At 69.4% G+C, this 23,614-nt stretch carries 23 protein-coding genes and 1 tRNA gene; 9 read left to right on the forward strand and 15 right to left on the reverse strand.

Features of this window, described 5'->3' with window-relative positions; all coding sequences use genetic code 11:
- Positions 1–2: 2 nt before the first annotated feature.
- The 4 genes from VKQ35_RS20235 to cobA are packed head-to-tail and all read right to left on the reverse strand — an operon-like array spanning position 3 to position 3,346.
- A complete protein-coding gene (locus VKQ35_RS20235; RefSeq protein ID WP_324364530.1) occupies positions 3–503 on the reverse strand; it encodes a DUF934 domain-containing protein in 501 nt (166 codons plus the stop codon).
- Positions 487–2,142 carry a nitrite/sulfite reductase gene (locus VKQ35_RS20240; protein WP_324364531.1) on the reverse strand — a complete coding sequence of 552 codons (1,656 nt, stop codon included), beginning with the start codon at positions 2,140–2,142 and terminating at the stop codon, positions 487–489. Before VKQ35_RS20240 ends, VKQ35_RS20235 begins: the two co-directional genes overlap by 17 nt.
- Before the next feature lie 5 nt (positions 2,143–2,147).
- Complete coding sequence (locus VKQ35_RS20245; protein WP_324364532.1) at positions 2,148–2,507, reverse strand: DUF2849 domain-containing protein; 360 nt, start codon at positions 2,505–2,507, stop codon at positions 2,148–2,150.
- A complete protein-coding gene (gene cobA, locus VKQ35_RS20250) occupies positions 2,504–3,346 on the reverse strand; it encodes a uroporphyrinogen-III C-methyltransferase (RefSeq protein ID WP_324364533.1) in 843 nt (280 codons plus the stop codon). The genes VKQ35_RS20245 and cobA overlap by 4 nt, the downstream gene beginning before the upstream one ends.
- Before the next feature lie 171 nt (positions 3,347–3,517).
- Here cobA and gcvA point away from each other — a divergent pair, with 171 nt between their 5' ends.
- Together gcvA and VKQ35_RS20260 are read left to right on the forward strand one after the other, a co-directional pair.
- Positions 3,518–4,477, forward strand: a complete 960-nt coding sequence (gene gcvA / locus VKQ35_RS20255; protein ID WP_324364534.1) for a transcriptional regulator GcvA — start codon at positions 3,518–3,520, stop codon at positions 4,475–4,477.
- A 19-nt stretch (positions 4,478–4,496) separates the two neighbouring features.
- The gene (locus VKQ35_RS20260; RefSeq protein ID WP_324364535.1) at positions 4,497–4,823 is read left to right on the forward strand and encodes a chorismate mutase; all 327 of its coding nucleotides are present in this window, start codon (positions 4,497–4,499) and stop codon (positions 4,821–4,823) included.
- Here VKQ35_RS20260 and VKQ35_RS20265 read toward each other — a convergent pair.
- A complete protein-coding gene (locus VKQ35_RS20265; protein WP_324364536.1) occupies positions 4,820–7,027 on the reverse strand; it encodes a hypothetical protein in 2,208 nt (735 codons plus the stop codon). The two genes, VKQ35_RS20260 and VKQ35_RS20265, sit on opposite strands and share 4 nt — an antisense overlap.
- Positions 7,028–7,117: 90 nt before the next feature.
- Positions 7,118–7,423, reverse strand: coding sequence for an Hpt domain-containing protein (locus tag VKQ35_RS20270; protein ID WP_324364537.1), 306 nt, complete (start codon positions 7,421–7,423; stop codon positions 7,118–7,120).
- Between the two features lie 148 nt (positions 7,424–7,571).
- Between VKQ35_RS20270 and VKQ35_RS20275 the strand changes: the two genes are divergently transcribed.
- The 4 genes from VKQ35_RS20275 (at position 7,572) to VKQ35_RS20290 (ending at position 11,418) form a co-directional block, all read left to right on the forward strand.
- Positions 7,572–7,647 (forward strand) — tRNA-Lys (locus tag VKQ35_RS20275).
- A 58-nt stretch (positions 7,648–7,705) separates the two neighbouring features.
- On the forward strand, positions 7,706–8,461 hold the full coding sequence (locus VKQ35_RS20280; protein ID WP_324364538.1) for an alpha/beta fold hydrolase: 756 nt from the start codon (positions 7,706–7,708) through the stop codon (positions 8,459–8,461).
- Between the two features lie 6 nt (positions 8,462–8,467).
- Entirely contained in the window at positions 8,468–9,226 is a 759-nt protein-coding gene (locus VKQ35_RS20285; protein ID WP_324364539.1) for a hypothetical protein, read from the forward strand.
- Positions 9,227–9,300: 74 nt separating this feature from the next.
- Complete coding sequence (locus tag VKQ35_RS20290) at positions 9,301–11,418, forward strand: DUF6351 family protein (RefSeq protein ID WP_324364540.1); 2,118 nt, start codon at positions 9,301–9,303, stop codon at positions 11,416–11,418.
- Between the two features lies 1 nt (position 11,419).
- Here the strand turns inward: VKQ35_RS20290 and VKQ35_RS20295 are convergent, their stop codons facing one another.
- The 3 genes from VKQ35_RS20295 to VKQ35_RS20305 form a co-directional block, all read right to left on the reverse strand.
- Positions 11,420–12,733 carry a hypothetical protein gene (locus tag VKQ35_RS20295; RefSeq protein ID WP_324364541.1) on the reverse strand — a complete coding sequence of 438 codons (1,314 nt, stop codon included), beginning with the start codon at positions 12,731–12,733 and terminating at the stop codon, positions 11,420–11,422.
- 182 nt (positions 12,734–12,915) lie between these two features.
- Entirely contained in the window at positions 12,916–13,176 is a 261-nt protein-coding gene (locus VKQ35_RS20300) for an SWIB/MDM2 domain-containing protein (protein WP_324364542.1), read from the reverse strand.
- Between the two features lie 231 nt (positions 13,177–13,407).
- Positions 13,408–15,861 carry a hypothetical protein gene (locus tag VKQ35_RS20305; RefSeq protein WP_324364543.1) on the reverse strand — a complete coding sequence of 818 codons (2,454 nt, stop codon included), beginning with the start codon at positions 15,859–15,861 and terminating at the stop codon, positions 13,408–13,410.
- A gap of 192 nt (positions 15,862–16,053) precedes the next feature.
- On the opposite strand from VKQ35_RS20305, the gene VKQ35_RS20310 reads away from it, so the two are divergent.
- Together VKQ35_RS20310 and VKQ35_RS20315 are read left to right on the forward strand one after the other, a co-directional pair.
- Complete coding sequence (locus tag VKQ35_RS20310; RefSeq protein ID WP_324364544.1) at positions 16,054–16,515, forward strand: Lrp/AsnC family transcriptional regulator; 462 nt, start codon at positions 16,054–16,056, stop codon at positions 16,513–16,515.
- 73 nt (positions 16,516–16,588) lie between these two features.
- Complete coding sequence (locus VKQ35_RS20315; protein WP_324364545.1) at positions 16,589–18,220, forward strand: AMP-binding protein; 1,632 nt, start codon at positions 16,589–16,591, stop codon at positions 18,218–18,220.
- Here VKQ35_RS20315 and VKQ35_RS20320 read toward each other — a convergent pair.
- From VKQ35_RS20320 to VKQ35_RS20345, 6 genes are all read right to left on the reverse strand, one after another.
- Positions 18,217–18,597 (reverse strand): helix-turn-helix transcriptional regulator, encoded by a 381-nt coding sequence (locus tag VKQ35_RS20320; RefSeq protein ID WP_324364546.1) that lies wholly within the window; start codon positions 18,595–18,597, stop codon positions 18,217–18,219. The genes VKQ35_RS20315 and VKQ35_RS20320 overlap by 4 nt on opposite strands.
- Before the next feature lie 26 nt (positions 18,598–18,623).
- A complete protein-coding gene (locus VKQ35_RS20325; protein ID WP_324364547.1) occupies positions 18,624–18,851 on the reverse strand; it encodes a hypothetical protein in 228 nt (75 codons plus the stop codon).
- A 115-nt stretch (positions 18,852–18,966) separates the two neighbouring features.
- A complete protein-coding gene (locus tag VKQ35_RS20330) occupies positions 18,967–19,857 on the reverse strand; it encodes a 2-dehydro-3-deoxygalactonokinase (RefSeq protein WP_324364548.1) in 891 nt (296 codons plus the stop codon).
- Positions 19,857–20,624: an SDR family oxidoreductase gene (locus VKQ35_RS20335; protein ID WP_324364549.1), complete on the reverse strand. Its 768-nt coding sequence runs from the start codon at positions 20,622–20,624 to the stop codon at positions 19,857–19,859. The genes VKQ35_RS20330 and VKQ35_RS20335 overlap by 1 nt, the downstream gene beginning before the upstream one ends.
- Positions 20,624–22,363: an IlvD/Edd family dehydratase gene (locus VKQ35_RS20340; protein WP_324364550.1), complete on the reverse strand. Its 1,740-nt coding sequence runs from the start codon at positions 22,361–22,363 to the stop codon at positions 20,624–20,626. Before VKQ35_RS20340 ends, VKQ35_RS20335 begins: the two co-directional genes overlap by 1 nt.
- Positions 22,364–22,372: 9 nt before the next feature.
- On the reverse strand, positions 22,373–23,227 hold the full coding sequence (locus VKQ35_RS20345; RefSeq protein WP_324364551.1) for an SMP-30/gluconolactonase/LRE family protein: 855 nt from the start codon (positions 23,225–23,227) through the stop codon (positions 22,373–22,375).
- A gap of 104 nt (positions 23,228–23,331) precedes the next feature.
- Between VKQ35_RS20345 and VKQ35_RS20350 the strand changes: the two genes are divergently transcribed.
- Positions 23,332–23,607, forward strand: coding sequence for a hypothetical protein (locus VKQ35_RS20350; RefSeq protein ID WP_324364552.1), 276 nt, complete (start codon positions 23,332–23,334; stop codon positions 23,605–23,607).
- Positions 23,608–23,614 lie beyond the last annotated feature (7 nt).

A 23,614-nucleotide genomic window follows, 5' to 3' on the forward strand; every position in this document is an offset into this window, starting at 1 on the left:
GCTCACCCTCCCCGCTCCACATAGGCCGGCGCGCGGCCGTCGGCGGAGCGTTGATAGACGTGACGGAAGCGCTGGCTGGCCCTTTGCCAGTCCTCCGGGGTCGAGCCGTCCGCCGGCTCGAAGGCGGTAAAACCGCAACGGACCATGAAGCCCGCCTGGGTGCGCAGGACATCGCCCACCGCGCGCACCTCGCCCGTGAAGCCCAGCCGCTCGCGCAGCAGGCGCGCCGAGGTGAAGGCGCGGCCGTCGCGGTACTTCGGATATTCCAGCGCCACCACCGCGATCCGCGGCAGGTCATAGGCCAGGACCTCGACCTCCTCGTCGCTCGCGAGGCGAACGCCGACCTTGCGTCCTTCCGAGAGCAGCGCCTCGCCGTCGGCCTGGAAGCGGGTCAGCGTGACGATCACGTCGCCCGGCGGCAGGCCCTCGTCGTCGGCCACGTGGGTGAAGGCGTCCTCGGCCAGCGAGAACACGCCGTCCGCCAGCCTAATGAACGTCGGCATAGACGGCCTCCTTGAAGGGGGCGACGCCGGTGCGCCGGAAGGTGTCGAGGAAGCGCTCGGCGCCCTGGCGCTCGCGCAGATAGGTCTCGACCAGGGTGTCGACGGCGTCGGCCACCTTGTCGTAGGGCAGCGCCGGGCCCAGCGCCTGACCCACGGCAGCGTCTTCCGCCCCGGAACCGCCGAGCGTGAGCTGATAGAATTCCTCGCCCTTCTTATCGACGCCCAGGATGCCGATGTGGCCCACGTGGTGGTGCCCGCAGGCGTTGATGCAGCCGCTGATCTTGATCTTCAGCTCGCCGACCTTCTCGGCCCGGTCTGGATCGGCGAACTTCTGGGCGATGTGCTGGGCGACCGAGATCGACCGCGCATTGGCCAGCGCGCAATAGTCCAGGCCCGGGCAGGCGATGATGTCGCTCACCAGGTTGATATTGGCGCTGGCGAGCTCGGCGGCCTTCAAGGCGGCGTAGACCTCGGGCAGGTCGTCGAGCCGGACATGCGGCAGGACCAGGTTCTGCTCGTGGGTGACGCGGATATCATCCTGGCCGTAGCGTTCGGCGAGGTCGGCCACGGCGTCCATCTGCGCGGCGCTCGCGTCGCCGGGCGTCTCGCCGACGGTCTTGAGCGAGATCTCGACGATGCCGTAGCCGGGCTTCTTGTGCGGCTTGAGGTTGTTGCGGATGAAGCGCGCGTAGGCCGCATCGGCCGCCTTGGCCCGCTCGTGGGCTTCGGAGACCGCCGGCAGGACGTCGAAGTCGGCCGCCGCAAAGGCGCCGCGGATGCGCGCGAGCTCGGTGTCCGGCAGGTCGACGGACGCACCGACCTTCTCCCACTCGGCCTCGACCTGGCGGGCGAACTCCTCGGCGCCCAGGGCCGCGACCAGGATCTTGATCCGCGCCTTATAGGAATTGTCCCGGCGGCCGTGACGGTTATAGACCCGCAGGATCGCCTCCAGGTACGAGAACAGCCGGTTGGCCGGCAGGAACTCGCGGATGGTCGAGCCGATGTAGGGCGTGCGCCCCATGCCGCCGCCGACGATGACCTCAAAGCCCATCTGACCGTCGCGGGCGCGGCGCACGACGAGACCAATGTCATGCACCTTGGCCGCCGTGCGGTCCTTGGGCGCGGCGGTGATCGCGATCTTGAACTTGCGCGGCAGGAACGAGAATTCCGGGTGCAGGCTCGACCATTGGCGCATGGCCTCGGCCCAGACGCGCGGGTCGTCGATTTCCTCTGACGTCGCCCCGGCATAGGGGTCGGCGGTGATGTTGCGGATGCAGTTCCCGGAGGTCTGGATCGCGTGCATATCGACGCTGGCCAGGTGATCGAGGATATCCGGCGTGTCGGCCAGCTTGATCCAGTGGAACTGCAGGTTCTGGCGCGTCGTGAAGTGGCCGTAGCCCTTGTCGTAAGTCCGCCCGATCCAGGCGAGCTTGCGCAGCTGCGTCGGGTTCAGCGAGCCGTAGGGGATCGCAACCCGCAGCATGTAGGCGTGGAGTTGCAGGTAGAGGCCGTTCATCAGCCGCAGCGGCTTGAACTGGTCCTCGGTGAGGTCGCCGGCCAGGCGGCGGCCGACCTGCTCGCGGAACTCCGCCGAGCGGTCCGCCAGCATTTCCCGGTCGATGGTGTCGTAGCGGTACATGAGGCCTACTTCCGCTTGATCAGGTCGACGCGGCCCGTGGAGCGGGACGCGCCGTGGGCGTGCTTGAGCGCCGCGATCGCCGCGCCGCCCTCGGTCTGTTTGCCGTGATTGAGGTTGGTGGGCCCGAGCGCCCGGATTCGCTCGCGGTAGCTGAGCGGGGCCCAGAGGCCCTCGGATTCCACCAGGTCGATGAGATAGGGCTCGACCACCACCTTGGGCTGGTTCTTGGCGTGGCCCTCGGCGGCCTCGCCGGCCGGATCGTCGTCGGCGAACAGATCGGCCTCGGCGAAACGCTCGACCCACTGGCCCTGGCGCCAGAACACGACCTCGCCATCGGTCAGGCGGTTGGCGGTGAGCGCCTTCATGCGCGGACCTCCTGGATCAGCGCCGCCAGCTCGGCGGGCTCGCCCGCCTGCGCCAGCGCCATGGCCTCGCCGACGATCAGCAGGGCCGGGCCGCTGAGCGCCGAGGCGGCCTCGGCCAGGCCCCAAAGGTTGGTGACGATGCGGCGCTCGTCGGCGCGGCTGGCGTTTTCAACGATCAGGGCTGGAGTCGTGGCGGCGCGGCCGGCGGCCATCAGGCGCGCGGCGATCGGGGCGGCCTGCGAGAGGCCCATGTAGATGACCACGGTCTGGTTGGGGCGCGCGAGGCTCGCCCAGTCCAGATCTGGCTCGCGGCCTTCTGAGGCGTGGCCGGTGACGAAGGTGACCGCCTGGGCGGAGCCGCGATGGGTCAGCGGCGCGCCGGCGCTGGCGCCGGCGGCGAGCGCCGAGGTGATCCCCGGAACGATCTGGCAGGCCACGCCCGCCGCGCGGCAGGCTTCCAGTTCTTCTCCACCCCGGCCGAAGATGAAGGGGTCGCCGCCCTTCAGGCGCACCACCGTCAGGCCGTCGAGCGCGAACGCCACCAGCATGCGGTTGATCTCGTCCTGGCTATAGGAATGGCGCGACTTGCGCTTGGCCACCGAGATGCGCCGCGCGGCGCCCGGCGACAGCTCCAGGATCTCATCGGAGACCAGGCCGTCGTGCACCACGACGTCGGCTTTCTGCAGGACTTTCAGCGCCTTGATGGTCAAAAGGTCGGGGTCGCCAGGACCCGCGCCGACCAGCCAAACCTCGCCCGCCGCCAGGTCCTTGGAGGCCTTGCCGCCGCCCAGCATCACCAGGCCGCCCGCGCGCCTTGACCTCACTTGCCGCTGGGACATGATTAGCTTCTCTAACGCCTACGAACCTTGAACCGGAACGGGACGGGCCTGCGCCCGCCCCGCCGAATTCCCGCGATGAAAAGGGCCTGGACACCGCTGGAGGCTTGCAAATAGGTCTCGGCGCCCCCAATTCGCAATCCAAGGACTTCTGCCGGGGCTGTCAGGAATTCTATGGAACGACCGACGGAACAACGACGACGTCTGCCGCCGCTGAACGCCCTGCGGGCGTTCGAGGCCGCGGCGCGTCATCTGAACTTCAGCCGGGCGGCGGACGAGCTGTCGGTGACGCCCGGCGCCGTCAGCCAGCAGATCCAGAACCTCGAGGACTATGTCGGCGCGGCGCTCTTCAAGCGCACGCCCAAGGGGCTGTTGCTCACCGACGCGGCCCAGACCGCCCTCCCCGCGCTCCGCGAAGCTTTCGACCGCCTGGCCGAGGCCGCCTCCCTGCTCACCGCCGCCGTCGATGGACGGCGCCTGACGCTGACTGCCCCGCCCTCCTTCGCCGCCAAGTGGCTGGTGCCGAGGCTCGGCGCCTTCGAACAGGCGCATCCGCAGGTCGATGTCTGGCTGTCGGCGGCGATCGAGCTGGTCGACCTGACCGCCGGCGAGGTGGACGTCGCCATCCGCTACGGCGCCGGGCGCTACCCGGGCCTGGAGGTCCACCGCCTGTTCTCCGAGACGGTGATCCCGGTGGCCAGCCCCGAGCACCTGGCTAACCAGCCGCTCAGCACGCCCGCGGACCTCGCCAACCACATCCTGCTGCACGACGGCTCGCCCGATCTCGACGACAGCTGCCCCGACTGGTCCATGTGGCTGGCGGCGCGCGGCCTGAAGACCATCGACGGCATGCGCGGGCCCCGCTTCAACCAGAGCAGTCTGGTGATCGAGGCCGCCGTGAATGGCCGCGGCGTCGCGCTCGCCAAGCGCACGCTGGCCCAGGCCGACCTGGAGGCCGGCCGCCTGGTCGCGCCGCTACAGATCGCCACCGCCGTCGACTTCGCCTATTACCTCGTCCACCCCAAGGCCAAGGGCCGGCTGCCGCAGGTGAAGGCCTTCGTGAGCTGGATCGAGGCCCAGGCCACGGCCCACGAGGCGGCCCTGTTGGCGATCGATAACGGGGCCGGCATCTAACCAAGAGTCTGAGTCACCGATGAGCTTTTCCACCGACCCGCGCCCGGCGCCCGCCGACTGCGCGACCATGGCCGAGGTGCGCCAGGGCGTTGACGCGCTGGACCGCCTGCTGGTCACGGTGCTGGCCGAGCGCCAGCGCTACATGGACGCCGCCGCGCGTATCAAACAGGACCGCGAGGCGGTGCGGGACAACGCCCGGGTCGAGGAGGTGGTGGCCAAGGTGAAGGCCGCCGCCCGCGAGGCCGGCCTCTCCGAAGCCATCGCCGAGCCGGTCTGGCGCACGCTGATCGAGGCCTGCATCGCCCATGAATTCGGCGTCTGGGACGCCCTGCGCCAGGACGCCTAGTCCGCCAGCGCCTCGCGCAGCCCCGGCACGCGCGCGATCAGGGCCTCGTTCAGCTCATCGCGGCGGCGCCAGAGGTCGAAGTACCAATCGCGCCGTAGCGCCTCCTGGTCGGCGAACATCCGCTCATCCCGCACCTGCGCCCAGGCCGCCTTGGCCATCCGTTCGCGCGCGGGTTCGTCGGTCAGCGCCTGGCGCAGCAGGGGCGCCCAATCGGCCACCTGACGGGCCATCAGGCCGTTGACCCCGTGACGGATGATCCGCTCGTAGACCACCGGCGAGCCGATGGTCAGCACGCCCGCCCGTGCGGCGTCGATGTATTTGCCGTCGCTCTTGGTGTCCCAATGGGCCAGGTCCTCGACCGGCGACAGCGAGACCGTGCACTGGCTCATCAGCCGCAAATAGGCCTCGAAGCTCATGTATTCGTAGTAGCGCTTGTTGGCGGTCGGCAGGGCCGCGAACACCTCCTTGTCGCCGATGACCACGAACTCGGTCTCGGGCCGGCTCTCGATGGCTGGGCCCAGCGACCGCGCCACCGAGACCGCATAGTCGCCGCGGATGAGCGCGCCATAGAAAACCCGCGGCGGCCGCGGCCCTTGCGGGAACGGCAGCAGTTCGAAGGCCGGATTGGGGAACAGCACGGTCTCAGGATTGTATTCGCGGAAATGTTCCACGAGGGCCGGCGTCGAGGTCTGCACGCCGTGCGCGTACCAGAACAGCTGCATGCCCTCCTCCTGGATCGGCAGGCCCTTGGTCATGGCGATGAGCGGCGGGTAGTCATCGAAGTCCATGACCGTCACCCAGCCCCCGCGGATCACCCGGACAAGCGACCTGCGCCAGACCTCCAGGCGCAGCTCGCCTGGCCGGATCATGACCACCAGCTTCGGCGCGTCGTAGGCCAGCGGGGGCACATCGACCGGCGGGAGGCAGTAGGCGACCTGCAGGTCCGGGTCCGAGGCCAGGCCGCGCGCCGGCATCCGCGTGCGCACGTCCATCAGCGCCCGGGTGTAGGGCGCGACCTGGACATAGAGCGCCGGGCGCGGCGGCGCCCCGCCGGTCTTCTGAGCCCGCACCACACCGGTGCCGCCGGCGTCCACCGGCTCTCGCAGGACGAGGCCGCTGGGCGCCAGGTCCGCGGCCAGCGCCGCCCGCTCGGCCGCCCAGCGCACGACGAAACAGCCCTCGGCGCTCAGCGCCGCGGCCAGCCGCTGCAGCACGTCGGGTGACGGCGGGCGGGCGGCGACCACCGTGTCGAAGCCGCCGGGCGGGCCGGCGGCCGCGCCGGCGCCTCCGTCCGGGTTCGCGGTCGTGACCAGGGCCTTGGGATTGAGCCTGCGATAGGCCTCGGCGAAGACGTCGCCGTCCGGACCCCAGTGCAGCACGCGCCGCGCCGCCAGCGGCGTCGCCTCCAGCAGCGGCTCGTCGAGGCGCAGGCGCTCGGCCGGCAGCTGGGCGGAGGCGCGGTGGCACGCCTCCAGCACGATCTCCGACGCGGGCTCGATCGCATGCCCAATGAGATTGTGGCCCGTGCCGGCGACGAGGTGCAGCCGCACGCCGGGCGTCGCCGCCAGCAGCCGCCGCTCGGCCTCGCCCACCAGGCTCGGATGGCGCGCGAGCGCGCGCCGCGGCTCCAGGGGCTCCTCGGCCAACATCACATCGACCGGTACGTTCAGCCCTTGCAGCACCCAGCGATGGTCGAGCCCCACGACATCGGTCTGGGTGACCCCGAAGGTGCCCGAGATGTAGGCTTCGGAGAGCTCATCCTTCACCTGCCGCAGATGCTCGCCGAAGGCGTCGAGCACCGGCCATAGGCCCGCGGTGACCAGTGGCGGCTCGACGGCGACGATGCGGGCGAGATTGCGCGCCCGGACGCCCAGCGCGATCACCGCCCCGATCGAGGCGCCCAGCAGCACCACCGGCCGGTCCGGATAGCGGCTTTCCAGCAGCTCGCCCACCAGGGCGGTCAGGCCCTGCACCGTGTGGGCCGCAAGGTCGTAGGCGGCCCCGATCGGCAGCGTCATGACGCACATGTCGGCCAACAGCTCGAGCCGCTGCTGCACGGCCGCGAAGTTTTCCGGCGTGGACAGCGAACTGGGCAAGGCGAAGACCAGCGGGCGCACCGAGTCCGCCGGACCCGGACTGGTCTGCAGGCGCACGACCCCCAGCCGCGTCTTCACGCTTTCGCCGATGAACTCGCTCAGGGACACGGATCGCTCGGGGACAAAGGGCGCGCAAACCTTAAGGGTGAGCGCCGCTCATAGGGCAATCCGCCACCTGAATGAAGCGGGAGGGGCCCGTCAGGCCGGGCGGGCCTGATAGGCCACGATTTCGGCGACCGCGGCGGCCAAGGCGTCGCGCACCGCCGGCACGCCGGCCTCGCCCTGCGCCTCGGCCCGGGCGCAGACATCGCCCAGCTCATTGGCGCCGACGCCCCGCGCCGCGCCCTTGATCGTGTGGACCACGTCGCGCCAGCCGGCGCTGCCGGCGTCCAGCGTCGCAGCCCAGATCTCCGCCTGTTGCCGGAACAGCGCCAGCACCTCGCCCACCACCTGCCGGTCGCCGGCGGCGAAGCCTTCCAGGTACCCAAAATCCACCGCGCTCATCGGCCTTTCAGTCCCCCAAATCGCCTGGCGCGACCGCGCCCCAAACGCGCCATCCGGACACGCCTTGCCAAGGCCGCGTTTTCGCGTATTTTCCGCGCCCTCGCCGCCGGGGCTGATACTGCCTCAGAAAACGCTCCGGTGCGACGGCGGGTGCTTAGCTCAGTTGGTAGAGCAGCTGACTCTTAATCAGCGGGTCGTGGGTTCGAATCCCCCAGCACCCACCATTCCTTCCGGCCTTCCCGTCTTTCGCGGACTGAGCCGCTGACGGAGACGTGGCCTCGCATGGACCGCCTCATCGTCCAGACCAGTTGTGGTGCGCTGTACCTAGGGGGACGGCTGCACGCCGACCCGGCGACGCCGGCGCTGGTGGCCATGGGCGGCGTCTGGACGCCGCGCGACTTTCTGCATGAGCTGGTGGACGCCTTTCCGGAGGTCAGCGTGGTCATCGCGCCCCTGCCGGGGATGGGTGGCTCGCTGGCCCGCACCTTCGACATCGCCACCATCACCCGCTCGCTGGACGAGGCGCTCGTCAGCCTGTTCCGCGAGACGCCCCTGGTCATCTACGGCGTCTCCACAGGCTGTCTGGTGACGCTCGGTTTGCAGGCGCCGCAGATCGTGCGGCAGGTGGCCCTGGAGCCCTTCTTCCGCACCGCGCCGCTGTGGCCGTTCCACGTGACCGCGCGCGAGTTCCTGGCCAGCGAGCCGGAGAACCGCGGCGCGCGCGTCGCGGCGAACGAGATCTTCGGCATTGCCGAGACCGGGGAGGTGACCGACCGCGACTACCGCGCCCTGCTGGCGGGGCTAAAGCGGCCCCTCGACGTCATTCTGGGCGATCTGCCTCTGGAGCCGGTCCGGCCGCTGGAGGACCTGCCCTCGCTCTGCAGCCGTGAGGACCGCGCGGCCCTGGCGGCCCATCCGCAGGTCACCTTGCATCCCGGCCCGCCGGGCTCAGGCCACGACCTGGGGGCGACCCCGGACGGCGCGCAGCTGGTCCGCGCGGTGCTGCGCCAGGCGCTCGACGCCGTGGCAAGGGCCTGACCGCGCATGGATTTCCTGACCCTCCAGACCGCCGCCGGCCCGCTCGGCGTCGTTGGCCGGATCCACACCGGCCCGCCGCGCCCGGCCCTGCTGGCCGTCAACGGCGCCTTCCCGCGCAGGCATCATCGCCACGATCTGGTCGACTATTTCCCAGGCGTCAGCGTGCTGGTGGTGGAGCTGCCGGGGATGTCCGGAGTGCCCTGGGCCAATCCGACGATCCCAGAACTGACCCAAGGGCTCGAGGCCGCGGTGCGACGGCTCGTCGGCGATGTCCCGATCGTCGCCTTCGGCTCCTCGACCAGCGTTCTCGTGACGCTCGGCCTGCGGCTGCCGAACATCTGCCGCCACCTGCTCCAGGAGCCGTTCTTCCAGACCGAAAACCTCTGGCCCTTCGTCGCGAGCTCCCGCGCCCGGATGGCGCGGAACCCGGACAACGCCGCCATGACGCGGTTCTACTGGGAGGCGTTCGGCATCGGCCCCGAGCGGCTGGAAAACCGCGACTACCGCCACCTGCTTGAGAACATCACCAAGCCGACCGACGTGATCGTCGGCGGCGCGCCCCTGGAACCGATGCGAGAGATGGACTTCTGGCCCTCGTTCACCTCGGGGCAGGACCGCGCGGCGCTGCGGGCCAATCCTCTGGTCAGCCTGATCGAAGGCCCACCCGATAGCGGCCATAGCTTTGGCTCCGAAGGCGGCAGCGATCTCCTGATCAAGCGCCGGCTTCACGCCGCGCTCCTCGAAGCCGCCAAGCTCTGCGGCTGAAGCCGCCCCCTTAGCGATTGCGTCGCCACCCGCAAGCCGCCAAGCTTACAGAAAAGGGCTTGGGAGGACGGGATATGGACATGGGCGCTCGCGCGCGGCGGCTCGCCGTCGGTCTGGCGGCGATTTTGGGCCTGGCCGGGGCGGCCCACGCCGCCGACAAGCCCGTCGCGGCCCCACCGGCCGCCGCCAAGGCGCCTGTCGGCAAGTCGGGAGCGCTTGCGATCCGCACCCTCTCCTCGCGGCCCGACATGGTCAGCGGCGGCGATGCGCTGGTCGAGGTGCGCGGCGCCGCCAAGGGCGTGAAACTGACGCTCAACGGCAAGGACGTCTCCGGCGACCTGCGGCTCGATCCCGCCAGCCACACCCTGCGCGGTCTGGTCGGCGGCCTGGAGGTCGGCAAGAACACGCTGAGCGCCACCGCCGGCGCGGCCAAGGCGACCCTGACCCTCACCGACTACCCGCTGGCCGGGCCGATCGTCTCGGGCCCGCACATCATGCCCTATGAGTGCCGCACCGAAGAGTCGGGCCTGGGCAAGGCGCTGGACGCCGACTGCTCGGCCGCCCCGCGCACCGACTATTTCTACCGCACCACCGGGGGCAAATTCGAGACCCTTGCCAATCCGGCCGACCGTCCGGCCGATCTGGCGATGACCGCCGTCGAGGGCGTCAGCGTCCCCTATGTGGTCCGCGTCGAGTCCGGGACGCTCAACCGCTCGATCTACCGCATCGCCATGCTGGCCGACCCGAGGGGCTGGAACCACCGCCTGGCGGTGAGCTTCGGCGGCGGCGCTGGGGCCAAGTACAACCAGGGGACCAACACCGCGAAAGACCCGCTGAGCGACCTCTTCCTGTCGCGCGGCTTCGCCCACATGGTCGCCACCGAGCTGGTCAACAACCTGCACGGCAATGCCGTCCTGCAGGGCGAGACCCTGATGATGCTCAAGGAGCACTTCATCAAGACGCACGGGGTCCCGAAATGGACCGTCGGCTTCGGCGGCTCGGGCGGGGCGATCCAGCAGCTGACCATCACCCAGATGTATCCCGGCCTGCTGGACGGCTTGGAGCCTTCGCTGTCGTTCCCGGATTCGACCCTGCACACCGCCGATTGCGGCATCCTGCAGCGCTACTGGAAGTCCGACGCCGGCAAGGGCTGGAGCCAGGAGAAGAAGACCGCCGTGGAAGGCTTCACGCCCGGCACCTGCCGCGCCTGGGAAGCCTCGTTCGTGCCGGTCTCCAACTCCGGCAACAAGCCGGGCTGCGACCTGAAGGACAAGTCGCTGGTGTGGGACAAGGAGACCAACCCCAAAGGCGCCCGCTGCGCTCTGGCCGACTGGCGGGTCAATATCTACGGCCGCGATCCGAAGACCGGCTATGCGCGCAAGACCGAGGACAACGAAGGGCTGCAATATGGGCTGAAGGGCCTGAACGCCGGCAAGCTCAGCGTCGACGAGTTCCTCGACCTCAACGAGAAGATCGGCGGCTATGACGACGACGGCGGCTTCGCCGACCACCGCAGCCACGGTGACCCGATCGCCCTGCACGCGGCCTATGCGTCGGGCCTGCTGAACGGCGGCGGCGGCGGCCTGAAGACCGTGCCGATCATCCACTACCGGACCTACAACGATCCGCTCGGCGACATTCACAGCCGCGAGCGCGACATGTCGATCCGCGCCCGCCTGATCAAGGCCAACGGCGACGGCGACAACGAGGTGTTCTGGGTGGGGCCCGGCGCCACGCCTGGCGGGCCGCGCAACGACCCGGCGGTCGCCAAGACCTACGCCCTGATGTCCAGCCAGACGCTCGACGCCATGACCAAGTGGCTGGATGCGCTGGCCGCCGACCCCACGCCGCTGACCCACGCCAAGGTGGTCAAGCACAAGCCCGCCGAAGCCAAGGACGCCTGGTTCGACGCCTCGGGCGTCAAGCACGACGAGAAGGCGACCTGGGACGGGCCCGGCGGCTACAACGCTGCGTACCCCAACCACTCCGAGCCGCGCATCCAGGCCGGCGCGCCGATCGCCAACGACGTGCTGAAGTGCCGCCTGAAGCCGATCAAGGCGGCCGACTACAAGGTGAAGTTCTCAAGCGCCCAGATGGCGCGGCTGAAGGCCATCTTCCCGACCGGCGTCTGCGATTTCTCGAAGCCCGGCATCGGCCAGGTGGCGCTGAAGGGGACCTATCAGCGCTACTGAGCTAGCCGGCGTCCAGGCTGATGTGGGTGGCGCCCAGCGAGGCCAATACGCCCGCGCGCTTCATGGTGCCGGCGCGGTAGACCAGCACCGAGCGGGCGACCTTGCGGGCCGCGGTCAGGGTGGCGCTGGCCCAGCCCAGGAACTCCGCCTCGCCGACGCCGACGTGTGGACATTCGAAGGACAGCGCCTGGAACCCGGCGCCCGAGAGCCGCGCGAAGGCCGAGGCCGTGGGTCGAGACAGGCGGCCCACCACCAGCAGCGACAGGGGCCGCAGCAGCGTTGTCACTTGGTGCAGGGCGCTGGTCGGCACGCCCTCGATGTCGACGACCTCGCAGATCACGCCCAGCTTCACCAGGGCGGCGGCTTCGCGCACCGGCTCGACCAGTTCGGCGCGGCCACGCGCGGCGGCCAGGCTGGAAAACGACACCGGCACGATCAGGCTGAGCTGCTGCTCGCCCGCGCCCTCGGCCTTCAGCCGGTCGATGCCGCGGGTGATGGTGGCCAGGTCGGCGCGCAGGAGGTCGCCGGTGGAGAGCGCCGAGACCTGTTGCTGGCTCAGCTCCTCGGCGGTGTCGACCACGATCACGCGGCGGATCATCCGAAAGCCGATCCGCGTGAAGCCCTTCAGCTCGTAAACCGGCTCCAGGGTGGCCGAGATCCGCAAGGTGCGCCCGTCCGAGGCGGTGAACGGCGTCCAGCGGTTCACCAGCTTGGTGGTGATGTCCGTGTCTTCCTGGAACGCCGCCAGGTGCGTGCCGACGTTGACCGACAGGTCCTGGCCCAGGTCGTTGGCGATCTGCTCGACCCTGTCGGCGTCGACGGGCTTCGTCTCCAGCCGCCCCTTGTTGATCCTGGTCACCTGCAGGATGCCCGCGACGGCGTGGTCGGCCTCGCCCACGAATTGCGTCAGGATTTCCCGCAGATAGCGCAGGCAGGCGGCCTGCCCCTGCAGGCGCGACAGGCTCGGGTGGATGATGAAATAGTCGCTGTCGGAGACCCGCAGGTGGATGCCACGCGCGCCCAGCGCGCGGGCCAGCACCGCCTCGGTGAAGGCGAAGACCTGGTCGCGCTGCGACTGCCAGCGCTCGCCCAGCACCTTCTGCACCGCCTCCAGCGACATGATGGTGATCTTGCCGGCGGCGGCCAGCTGGTGATCGGCGAACCGCTCGACGTCGTCCTGCGCCTCGGGAGAGACGAGCCGCAGCGCGCCGGAAAGCTGCGCCTTGGCGAGCGCGCCCAGCTCGGCGCTCTCCGACTCCGCGCGCGCGCCGGCGACTTCCTTCGGACGAGTGGCCAGTTCTGTACCGTCGGCCACACTCAGCACTCCTAGACGACTGGGCCCCATCTTCGCAGGACGCGGTTAAGCGATGGCGCCCATTCGCAAAAAAATCACCCCTAGGTGGTGTTCCAGACAGCAAGAGGCCTCGCCAGGCTTGCCCGGCGAGGCCTCTGCAAGATCGCGATCCGTGGCGGGACACGTCCGCCGCGGGATGTCGGCTACTTCAGGTGGCCGGCGAGGTGCTTGTTCATCTCGAACATGCTGACCTTGTCCTTGCCGCCGAACACGGGCTTCAGCTTGGCGTCGGCCAGGATGTCGCGCTTGTTCTTCGGATCCTGAAGGTTGTTCTTCTTGATGTACGCCCAGATCTTCGAGACCACTTCCCCGCGGGACAGTTGTCCCGGCCCGACCACGGCGGCCAGTTCGGCCGACGGCGTCAGGGGCTTTTGCAGGGCGTTGGTTTTCTTGGCATCGGCCATTTGTTGGGCTCCCCCAGCTAGATATTAGGCGCCTACGGCCTCACGCCGGAAGTGCGTGAACTGAGTCGCTTGAGGGTATGCTAGGACCGCAATGCGTCCCGCGTCACCTAGAGAAACGCCAGAAGTCGCCTCTGAGGTGTAAAACCGCGATTTAGGCGGCTTTCGATAACGTCGGCGTGACCGTGAGGGGCGGATTCGCCGTCGCAACGGCCCTTTTTCCCCGGCGCCGCCCTAGGCGCCGAAGATCCAGCCCGGCGTCAGCGTCGACATCTGCACCCCGACCAGGATCATCTCGTTGCCGTTCCCGAGATCGATGACCGTGTCGGCGCCGACCTGGCTGATGGTGAAGGTGGTCCCGGGATCGAGCTGCACCCGGTCGCCCTCGGAGAGGTGGAAATCGAGCACCCGGTCGATGCCGGCGTCCTGGCTGGTGTGGAAGATGTCCGCGCCGGCGCCGCCGCTGAGGGTGTCGTTCCCCCGGTCGCCGGAGACGAAGTCGTTCCCGGACCCGCCGACGATCACATCGTCGCCCTGACCGCCCCGCAGCACATCGCCGCCATTGCCGCCGTGCAGGGTGTCGTTGCCGAGGTTGCCGTAGAGCAGGTTCTGGCCCGCGTGGGCGGTGATGAGGTCGTCGCCCTGGCCGCCGACCAGCCAGTCGCCGCCGGGCCCCGCCCCGCCGTCGATGGTGTCGTTGCCCTTGTTGCCGTTGATGTCGTCGAAACCGACCCCGCCAACGATGCTGTCGTCGCCGTCGCCGCCGCGCAGATAGGTCTGGGTCGCCGTGCCGGCCTGGATCGTGTCGTCGCCGGTCCCGCCGTCGAAGGTCGAGAGCGTGCCGCCGCCGATCATCAGGTCGTTGCCGCCCCAGCCCTGGCCGGTGAAGCTGGTGTCGGCGCCCGGCGCGGAGCCGCGCACGGTGATCACGTCATCGCCGGACATCAGGGCGGCCGTCGACAGGTCCGCGTTGTTGGCGTCGTGGGCCGCCGCCAGGATGGTGGCGTCGGTGTGGGCGCCGGTCAGGGCGAAGTGGCCGTTTGGCGAGGTGATGTCGAGACCGGTCACCGTGCCGCCGATGAACTTGCCGTTGGCGTCGTAGGTGAAGCCCGTGCCGGTGATCGTCATCTTGGCGGTCCCGGCCCCAAAGACCAGGACCTCGGACGTGGACGACCGGGTGACCGTCGCATCGGCGAGCTGGCTCTCCTGGAACGCACCCATGTCGGCGCCGTCGAAGAGATCAACGGTGGCCCCCGCGCCGGCCGCGGGTGGCGGAGGCGGCGCCGGCGCCTGTGTGGCAAGGGCCGGGTCGCCGCCGACATTGGCCTGAGAGATGCTGGCGAGCGTGGTGTTGGACAGCACGACTTCGTCGGACTGCGCCAGGCCGACGACAACGACGTCGGCGCCCACCTGGGCGACGACATAGAAGATCTCTGCGCCAAGGTCGGCGTTGGCCTGGGCGTAGGCCGCCTCGACGCTGCTGGCGGTGATCTCGACATAGTTGGTGGCCGTGGCCACCGGGCCGCCGGTGAACTGGATGAAATCGCTACTGGACCAGTCAGTGATGTGGTCCAGGCCTGTGGGGTTGTTTTCCAGCCCGGCGGAGGACCGGCTCTCGTTGACGCCGAACTCGAAGACGTCCTTCGCGCCGCCGCCGGTCAGGGTGTCGGCGCCGGGGCCGCCGTTCAGGTAGTCCGAGCCGCTGCCGCCCCGCAGGATGTCGTCGCCCGCGCCGCCATAGAGGCTGTCATTGCCGCCGTTGCCGACGATCAGATCGTCCCCATCGTAGCCGCGCAACAGGTCCGAGCCGCCGGTGGAGCCGCAGATGGTGTCGGCGCCGGCGAAGATCTGGCCGAACGCCAGGGCGTTGTTGTTCAGCGCGAAGGCCTGCACCAGGGGCGCCACCGGCGTGGAGAGGCCCGTGACAATGCCCTGAGGCTGGCCCGGGCTGAGCCCATCCAGGAAGGTTATCGAGGTCACCGTGCCGCCGGTGATCTGCTCGTTGGCGTCGTAGGTGAAGCCCGTTCCGGTCAGCGTCAGGCTGACGTTCGACCCGGAGATGAACAGCGTCGTCGAACTCGCCTCGACGATCGGGGCGCCCACCAGGTGCTGCAGCTGGACGGCGTCCATGTTGCCGGTGAGCGAGGCCGTCGCGCCGGCGGAACCGCCGGAGCCGCCGGACCCGCTGGCAGGCGGCGGCGGCGCGCCAGCCGCACTGCCCAGCAGCTTGAAGGGCGTGATGGCCGCCAAGGGGGTGTTCGACACGACCACGGCTTCATGCTGGTCGTCGATGACAACCTCGTCCGCGCCGACCTGGGTTAAGACGTAGACGAGGCCCGGCCGCGTCGCGAAGAAGTTGTTGGCTTGCGACAAGGCGGTGTCGAAATCCGGCGCGGAGGTGCCGATGACGTTGGTCGCTGTGCCCGAGACCTCGCCGGCGAACACCAGGGTGTCGCTGGTCGACCAGTCCGTGATGTGGACCAGGTTCGAGATATGGCCGCCGACCGCGGCCGAGGTGGGGCTTTCGCCCACGCCGATGTTGAAGCTGTTGACTCCGGCGCCGCCGGAAAGGGTGTCGGCGCCGCCAAGGCCGAAGATCTGATCGTCGCCCGCCAGGCCCGAAATACTGTCCGGGCCCGACGTGCCCTCCAGGGTGTCCGGCCCGGATGTTCCCGTGATCGTTGCCATCCTGATACGCCCCCCGACACACAACTGAGCGGCTGGCGGGTGAAGCGTCAATCCGGAGATTGCAACCTTATAGTGTAAATATCTGCCCGGTACGTGCCGCATCGTCAGCCCGACTTCTCGCCATCGGATGGGCTGAGATGACGCGCGCGGCGCCACATTGTAGAAGGTGGTTCTCCAAACAGCGAGACTCACATGCAGATCGTTCTCGATCCTATCGACCGCCGCATCCTGCGCGAGCTGCAGGCCGACGCCACGGTTCCCATCGCCGAACTGGCCGAACGCGCCGGCCTGTCGCAGACGCCGTGCTGGAAGCGGGTCAAGCGGCTGACCGACGCCGGGGTGATCGAACGCCGCGTGGCGATCCTCGACCGCGAGCAGCTGGACCTGGGCCTGGTGGTGTTCGTCTCGGTGCGCACCAGCCGCCACGACGAGGAATGGCTCAACGCCTTCGCCAAGGGCGCCGCGGGTCTCCCGGAGGTGGTGGAGTTCTACCGGATGAGCGGCGAGACCGACTATCTGCTCAAGGTGATCGTGCGCGACATCGCCGCCTACGACACTTTCTACAAGCGCCTGATCGCCGCGGCGCCGCTGCAGGACGTCTCCTCCTCCTTCGCCATGGAGCAGATCAAGTTCACCACGGCGCTCCCGATCTGACGAAGCCCGTTGACTTACGCGGGCCCAACGCCGCCAAATTCGATCCATAAGAACAAGACTTTCGGAGGATGCGGTGGCTTGGAATTTCGCGGACGTCTGGGAGGCGATCGTCGCCGTCCAGCCTGAGCGGGCGGCGCACATCCAGGGCGATCGCGTCATCACCTGGGGTGAGATGGACGCCCGGGCCGACGCCCTCGCCGCCCATTTCATCGCCCGCGGCCTGCGCCAGCAGGGGAAGGTCGCGGCCTTCCTCTACAATGGCCCGGAGTACATCGAGGCCTACTACGCCGCCTTCAAGGGCGGGTTCGCACCGGTCAACACCAACTACCGCTACGGCCCCGAAGAGCTCTTCTACCTGTTCGACAACGCCGACGCGGAAGCCGTGGTCTTCCACTCAGGTTTCACCGAAGTGCTGGAGAAGATCCGCGGCCGGCTGACCGGCGTGAAGGCCTGGATCGCGGTGGCCGAGCCCGGCCATCCCGTCCCCGCCTGGGCCGACGACTACGACGCCATCGTCGCCGAGGTTCCGGCCGCGCGTCCAGTGAAGGCGCCCTGGGGCCGCTCCGGCGACGACCTGCTGCTGCTCTACACCGGCGGCACCACCGGCATGCCCAAGGGCGTGATGTGGGCGCAGGACGACCTCTTCAACGTGATCGGGGCCGGCGGCAACGCGCTGCTCGGCATCCCGCCCGCGACCTCTATCGAGGAGCTGACAACCCGCATCCTGTCGCCGGAGCACCTGCGGCCCACCTCGCTGATCGCCTGCCCGCTGATGCACGGCACCGGCCAGTTCTCGACCCTGATCTGCTTCAACCAGGGCGGCACGGCGGCCACGCTCCCGTCGCGCAGGTTCAACGCCATGGAGCTGTGGGACGAGGTCGACCGCATCGGGGCGACCGCGGTGGTGATCGTCGGCCTGGCCTTCTCGACGCCGATGCTGGAAGCGCTGGAGGCCAACCCCGGCCGTTGGGACCTCTCGAGCGTCAGGTCGATGAGCTCGTCCGGCTCCATGTGGAGCCAGGAGAACAAGCAGGGCCTCTTGAGCTACGCCAAGAACGCCATGATCTTCGACAGCTTCGGCTCATCGGAGGCGGTGGGCCTCGGCGTCTCGGCGTCGGCGCCCGGCGCGGAGGCCAAGACCGCGGCCTTCACCCCCGGCCCCAACTGCGTGATCTTCACCGAGGATGGCCGCCGCATCGAACCCGGCTCCGGCGAGCGCGGCCTGGTCGCCGTCTCGGGCCTCCTGCCGCGGGGCTACTACAAGGACGAGGAGAAGACCGCCAAGACCTTCAGGACCATCGAGGGCATCCGCTGGAGCGTGCCGGGCGACTGGGCCGAGGTGAACGCCGACGGCACGCTGAAGCTGCTTGGCCGAGGCTCGGTCTGCATCAACACCGGCGGCGAGAAGGTCTTCCCCGAAGAGGTCGAGGAGGCGCTGAAAACCCATCCCGTGGTGCGCGACGCCGTGGTGGTCGGCCTGCCCGATCCGCGCTTCGGCGAACGGATCTGCGCGGTGGTGGAAACCGACGGCGCGGCCCAGCCGACGCTCGCCGAGCTCTCCGAGCACGTGCGCGGGACGCTCGCCGGCTACAAGGCTCCGCGCGAACTGGTGCTGGTCGACTCGATCGGCCGCGCCCCCAACGGCAAGGTCGACTACAAGGCCATCAAGGACCGCGCGGTGGCGGCGCTGGGGGTGAGCGCCTAGAGCGCCTTCAGGCTGCGGACGAATTCGACCAGGGCGGCCCTGGGCGCGCCGCGCGGCAGCGTGGCGTAGGCGCGCAACAGCGAGAGCGCGCCGGGCTCGGCCAGCAGGCCCGCGACCTCGTCGATCGCCCCGCTCGCCGGGCTGACCTCGCCGAACATCTCCGATACTGGCGCCTGCAGGGTGGTGGCGATGCGCGAGAGCATCGAGGCCGAGACGCGGTTTGCGCCGCGCTCGTACTTCTGAATCTGCTGGAAGGTCACGCCGGCGGCTTCGGCCAGCGATTGCTGCGACAATCCCCGGACCTTGCGCAGCAGCCGAATCCGCGCACCGACGGCGATGTCGATGGGGTCGGCGAGTGCTTCGGGCTTACGGGCCATAGTGTCTCCGAAAAATACTGACTGAACTAGCGCCGGGTCGAATCATCGGCGGGCGGCGCCCACTCGGCCTGGGCCATGCCCTGGTCGGTAATCAGATAGCAGGCCTCGGCGATGGCGATCCCCACGGCGCGCCGCAGCTGCGACATGACCGGAGTCTCACGCTCGAGGACCATCAACTCCTCCTCATACGAGGCCAACACATCCACCAGAGTTTGCGCGAGCGCCTTGGCCCTCTCCTCGCTCGTCTGGCCCATCTCCGTCCCCCAACACCCCAGGTTGAACCTTGAGCATTGGCACGGCGAAAGCAAGGCAAAGGGTCCGAAAAGGCCCCAGTTTGGGTAAGGCCATGTGACGCACCCTGATCAATGATCACCTGGCGTAGAGCGCCCAGAGGCCGGCGATGGCGGCGGTTTCTCCGTCGAAAATCTCGGCCTCGACGCCCCGCTGGCGTAGCGCGCGCGCATAGCGTGCGCAGAGCGCCGGATCGCCCAGCAAGGCTGCGTGCGAGGTCCCCTCGCCGAGCAGGGCCGGGACCGCGGCGATCTCCGCGCCGATCAACAGGCCGGAGAGGTAGCTGGGGGTGCTGGCCGCATCGGCCTGGCCGCCGACCACCCGGGACCGGGCGGAAAACAGCCGCGCGGCCAGTGCGTCGCCGGCGCCGGCCGCCGCTACCCCTGCCTCGAAGGCGACGTCATCGTCGGCGGGCGCATCGCTCGCGAGCAGGCTGTGCGCGCCCAGCACGGCGAACAGTTCGCCGGTCATGGCGGTGATGAAGCGGACGACGCGGCCGTCCTCGATCAGCACCCATTTGGCGTGGGTGCCGGGATGGCAGAGCAGGTGGCGGCCACGACGGCGCTCAGGATGCTGGGCGAGCCAGCCCAGAATCTGGGTCTCCTCGCCGCGCATGACGTCCGGCGCGCCGGCGATCCCCTCGCAGCGCAGGCCGGGCGCGATGCGGACGCCATCGGCCGCCACGGTCAGCCGGCCGGCCAGATCGGCAAGGCCCGCGGGACAATCGACATAGGCCGCCGTGGCCCAGCCGATGTTGGAGCCGATCATGCCGCAGAGGATCGCGGGCAAGCCTTCCGCCCCCAGCGCCGGCCTGACCTCGGCCTGGAAGCGGCGGGCCGCCTCGCCGGGCGCCAGCTTTGCGACCCCGAGCCGAAAGTCCCGCTGCGCGATTACCGCGCCCTGCCCATCCAGGGTCCAGGCCCGCAGATTGGTCGTGCCCCAGTCGCAGGCGAGCACCTCGGCGGCCATCAGGTCCGCCCGGCGTCCACGACCAGGTTCTGGCCGGTCATCATGCGGCTGTCGTCGGCGGCCAGGAACAGGGCGGCGCGGGCGATATCGTCGGGGTCCAGCCGATCCTTGAGCGCGGTGAGCTTCTGCCACTCGGCCTCGGCTTCGGGCGTCAGCCAGAGCTCCAGCTGGCGCTCGGTGACCACCCAGCCCGGCGACAGCGCGTTCACCCGGACGCGGTCCGCGCCCCAGGCGTGGGCCAGGCTCTTGGTCAGCGAATTGATCGCGCCCTTGGCGGCGGAATAGGCGGCGAGGTCCGCATGGCCGATCAGGGCGTTGATCGAGCTGAGATTGACGATCGACCCGCCGCCGGCGTCGCGCATCATCGGATAGACGGCGGTCGCGGCGTTGAAGGTCGGGTCGAGGTTGACAGCCAAGGTCTCGCGCCACGCCTCGGGCGTCACCTCGGCCGCGACCTGCCGGCCGTCGTTGGCGACGTTGTTGATCAGGACTGTGATCGGCCCGAGAGCGGTTGCCGCGTCGCGGATGGCGGCTTGCAGAGCCGCGGCGTCGGTAACGTCGCAGCGTCGGAACCAGCACCCGTCCGCGCCAAGTTGGGCCGCCATGGCCTGGCCCTTCGTCTCGTCCAGGTCCACGAAGGCGACCTTGCAGCCCTGCGAATAGAAGTGGACAACCAGGGTCGCGCCGATCCCAGTCGCTCCCCCTGTGATGAAGACGGTTCGGTCATTGAGGCTCGGATAGGTGGCGAAATGCCTGCCTTCAGCCATCAGTGGGACTCGCGGGTCACTTCGGCGGAGGACTTGCCGACCAGGAAGTCGAGGTCGACGCCTTGGTCGGCCTGCAGGACGGTATCGACGTAGAGCTTGTACCAGCCGCGGCTGTACTTCGGCGCCGGACGGGCGGCCTCCCAGGCGGCGCGGCGGCGCGCCAGCTCGGCCTCGTCCACCAACAGGTCCAGGGTGCGACCGGGGCCATCCAGCGCGATCTCGTCGCCGGTCTGGACCAGCGCCAGCGGGCCGCCGGCCTCGGCCTCAGGCGCGACGTGCAGGATCACGGTGCCGTAAGCCGTGCCGCTCATCCGCGCGTCGGAGATGCGCACCATGTCGGTGACGCCCTTGGCCAGCACCTTGGGCGGCAGGCCCATGTTGCCGACCTCCGGCATGCCCGGATATCCCCTCGGCCCGCAGCCCTTCAGCACCAGGACCGAGGTCTCGTCGGCGGGCAGGTCCGGATCGTCGATGCGGGCGTGGTAGTCCTCGATATCCTCGAAGACGACCGCCTTGCCGCGGTGGGTCAGCAGGGCCGGGGTCGCCGCGCTGGGTTTGAGGATCGCGCCCTGAGGGCAGAGGTTGCCTTTCAGCACCCAGACGCCGGACGAGGGCCCGATCGGCGCCTCGAGCGAGCCGATCACCTCGCTGTTCAGCACGCGCGCGGCGTCGGCGATCTCGCCCTGCGTCTTGCCGCTGACGGTCATGGCGTCACGGCGGTAGAGCGCGCCCAGTTCCTTGGCCACGGCGGGCACGCCGCCGGCATAGCAGAACTCCTCCATCAGGTAGCGGCCGGACGGCATCAGGTTGACCAGCAGCGGCGCATCGCGGGCGATCTCGTCGAAGTCCTTCAGCGTCAGCGGCACGCCGAGGCGCCCCGCCAGCGCCAGCAGGTGGACCACCGCATTGGTCGAGCCGCCCAGCGCGGCGTGCATCAGGATGGCGTTCTCAAAGGCTTGGCGCGTCAGGATGTCCGACGGCTTCACGTCGTCCTTCACCAGCTGGACGATGCGATTACCGCTCAGATGCGCCAGCACCTTGCGGCGGCTGTCGACCGCCGGCAGGGCGGCGTTCATCGGCAGCGAGATGCCCAGCGCCTCGGTCAGGCTGGCCATGGTCGAGGCCGTGCCCATGGTGTTGCAGGACCCCGCCGAGCGGCTCATGCCGGACTCGGCGCGCATGAAGTCGTCGAGGCTCATCTCGCCGGCCCGGACGGCTTCCGAGAACCGCCAGACGTCGGTGCCGGAGCCGATGTCGCGGCCCTCGAACTTGCCGTTCAGCATCGGGCCGCCGGAGACGAAGATCGCCGGCAGGTCGACGCTGGCCGCGCCCATCAAGAGGCCCGGCGTGGTCTTATCGCAGGCGCCCATCAGCACCACGCCGTCGATCGGGTTGGCGCGGATCGACTCCTCGACCTCCATGGCCAAGAGGTTGCGGAACAGCATGGCCGTCGGCCGCATCTGGGTCTCGGGGAGCGACATGGCCGGGAACTCGATCGGCACGCCGCCCGCCTCCCAGACGCCGCGCTTCACGAAGCCGGCGAGGTCGCGCAGCCCGACCTGGCAGGTGACCAGCTCCGACCAGGTGTTGGCGATGCCGATGATCGGGCGGCCGTCGAAGACGTGGTCCGGCAGGCCGGTGGCCTTGATCCAGGAACGGTGGACAAAGCCGTCGCGGTCGAGCTTGCCGTAGCTGTTGGCGCTGCGCAGGGGTTTCTTGGGCGGAGGGTCTTTGGCCATGCCGCTAACTCACCCTTCAAACAGCGGCAGCGCCAGTCCTTTAACGCCCGTCTCGATGGCGAAGAGGTTGCCGGCCAGCGTCTGCTGGGCGCGGGTCGCCAGCGGCAGCTCGTCCCAGGCGGAGGTGACGAAGAGCGTGGTCATGTCCTCGCCGCCGAAGGCGCAGCTCGACGGCTGCTGCACCGGCATCGCGACGATCGTGTCGATCTCGCCCTTCGGCGAATAGCGCACGATCCGCCAGCCGCCCCACTGGGCGTTCCAGAGATAGCCTTGGGCGTCGACCGCCGAGCCATCAGGGCTCGCGGGCGCGCCGGCGGTATGGGCGAACATGCGGCCCTTGGACAGGTCCGCCGTCTCGTGGGCGAAGATCGTCTGCAGCCGGGAGTCGGCCATGTAGAGGGTCTTGTTGTCGGGGCTGAAGGAGACGGTGTTGGGGATGTGGATGCCGCTCAACACCCGCTCGGTCTCGAGATTGGGCTTGGTGCGGAACACGTCGCCGGTGCGCTCCCCGTGGTTGTCGTCCATGGTCGACCACCAGAAGTTCCCCTCCATGTCGACCTTGCCGTCGTTGGTGCGGAAGCCTTCCGGCAGCTGATAGGGCCGCACGACTTCCAGCGTGCCCTTGTCTACGTCGCAAATGGCCAGCCCCTGCTCGGTCGCCATGATCAGGCCGCCCTGGGCGCGCGGCACGCCGGCGCTGGCCCGCATCGGCAGGTCGAAAGCGCCGCGGTCGTCGGTCTTGGGCTCGTACCAGGCCAGCCGCTTGCCCTTGATGTCGAACCAGTAGAGGCGGCCGTCGTTGGGCGACCAGCAGGGCCCCTCGCCCAGCCGGTCCTGCGATTTCACCACGCAACGCACGTCCATCCGGCGCTTCCCCTGTTCGAGCCGTCCCAGTTCAGCCGCCTGGGTCCGGGCCTCTACTACCCTATTGGCGGGAACCGTCGACTCCGCGGCCCGTTGGCAACCGCATGGCCGATCGTCGAAACACCGAGCCGGCCGGTGAGGCCGAGGTCGTCCAGTTGGACGACGTCATGCTGGAGGCCTGCGGGCCGGCGCTGCGAACTCAGCTGATGACCGAAGCCGCGATGCTGGCCGAGGCCTTCGCGCCGGAGGGCCGCACCGAACAGCTGCTGGCCATCGCGACCACGCTCGCCTCAGGGGCGCGGGACGACGAGATGGACCGGGACCGGGCGCGGCAACTGGCCTGCGCGCTGCGCTGTCTTGCCCGCGGCGTCGAGGCCTAGGGACCTA

Source organism: Phenylobacterium sp., from assembly GCF_035309685.1.
Taxonomy (GTDB): Bacteria; Pseudomonadota; Alphaproteobacteria; order Caulobacterales; family Caulobacteraceae; genus Phenylobacterium.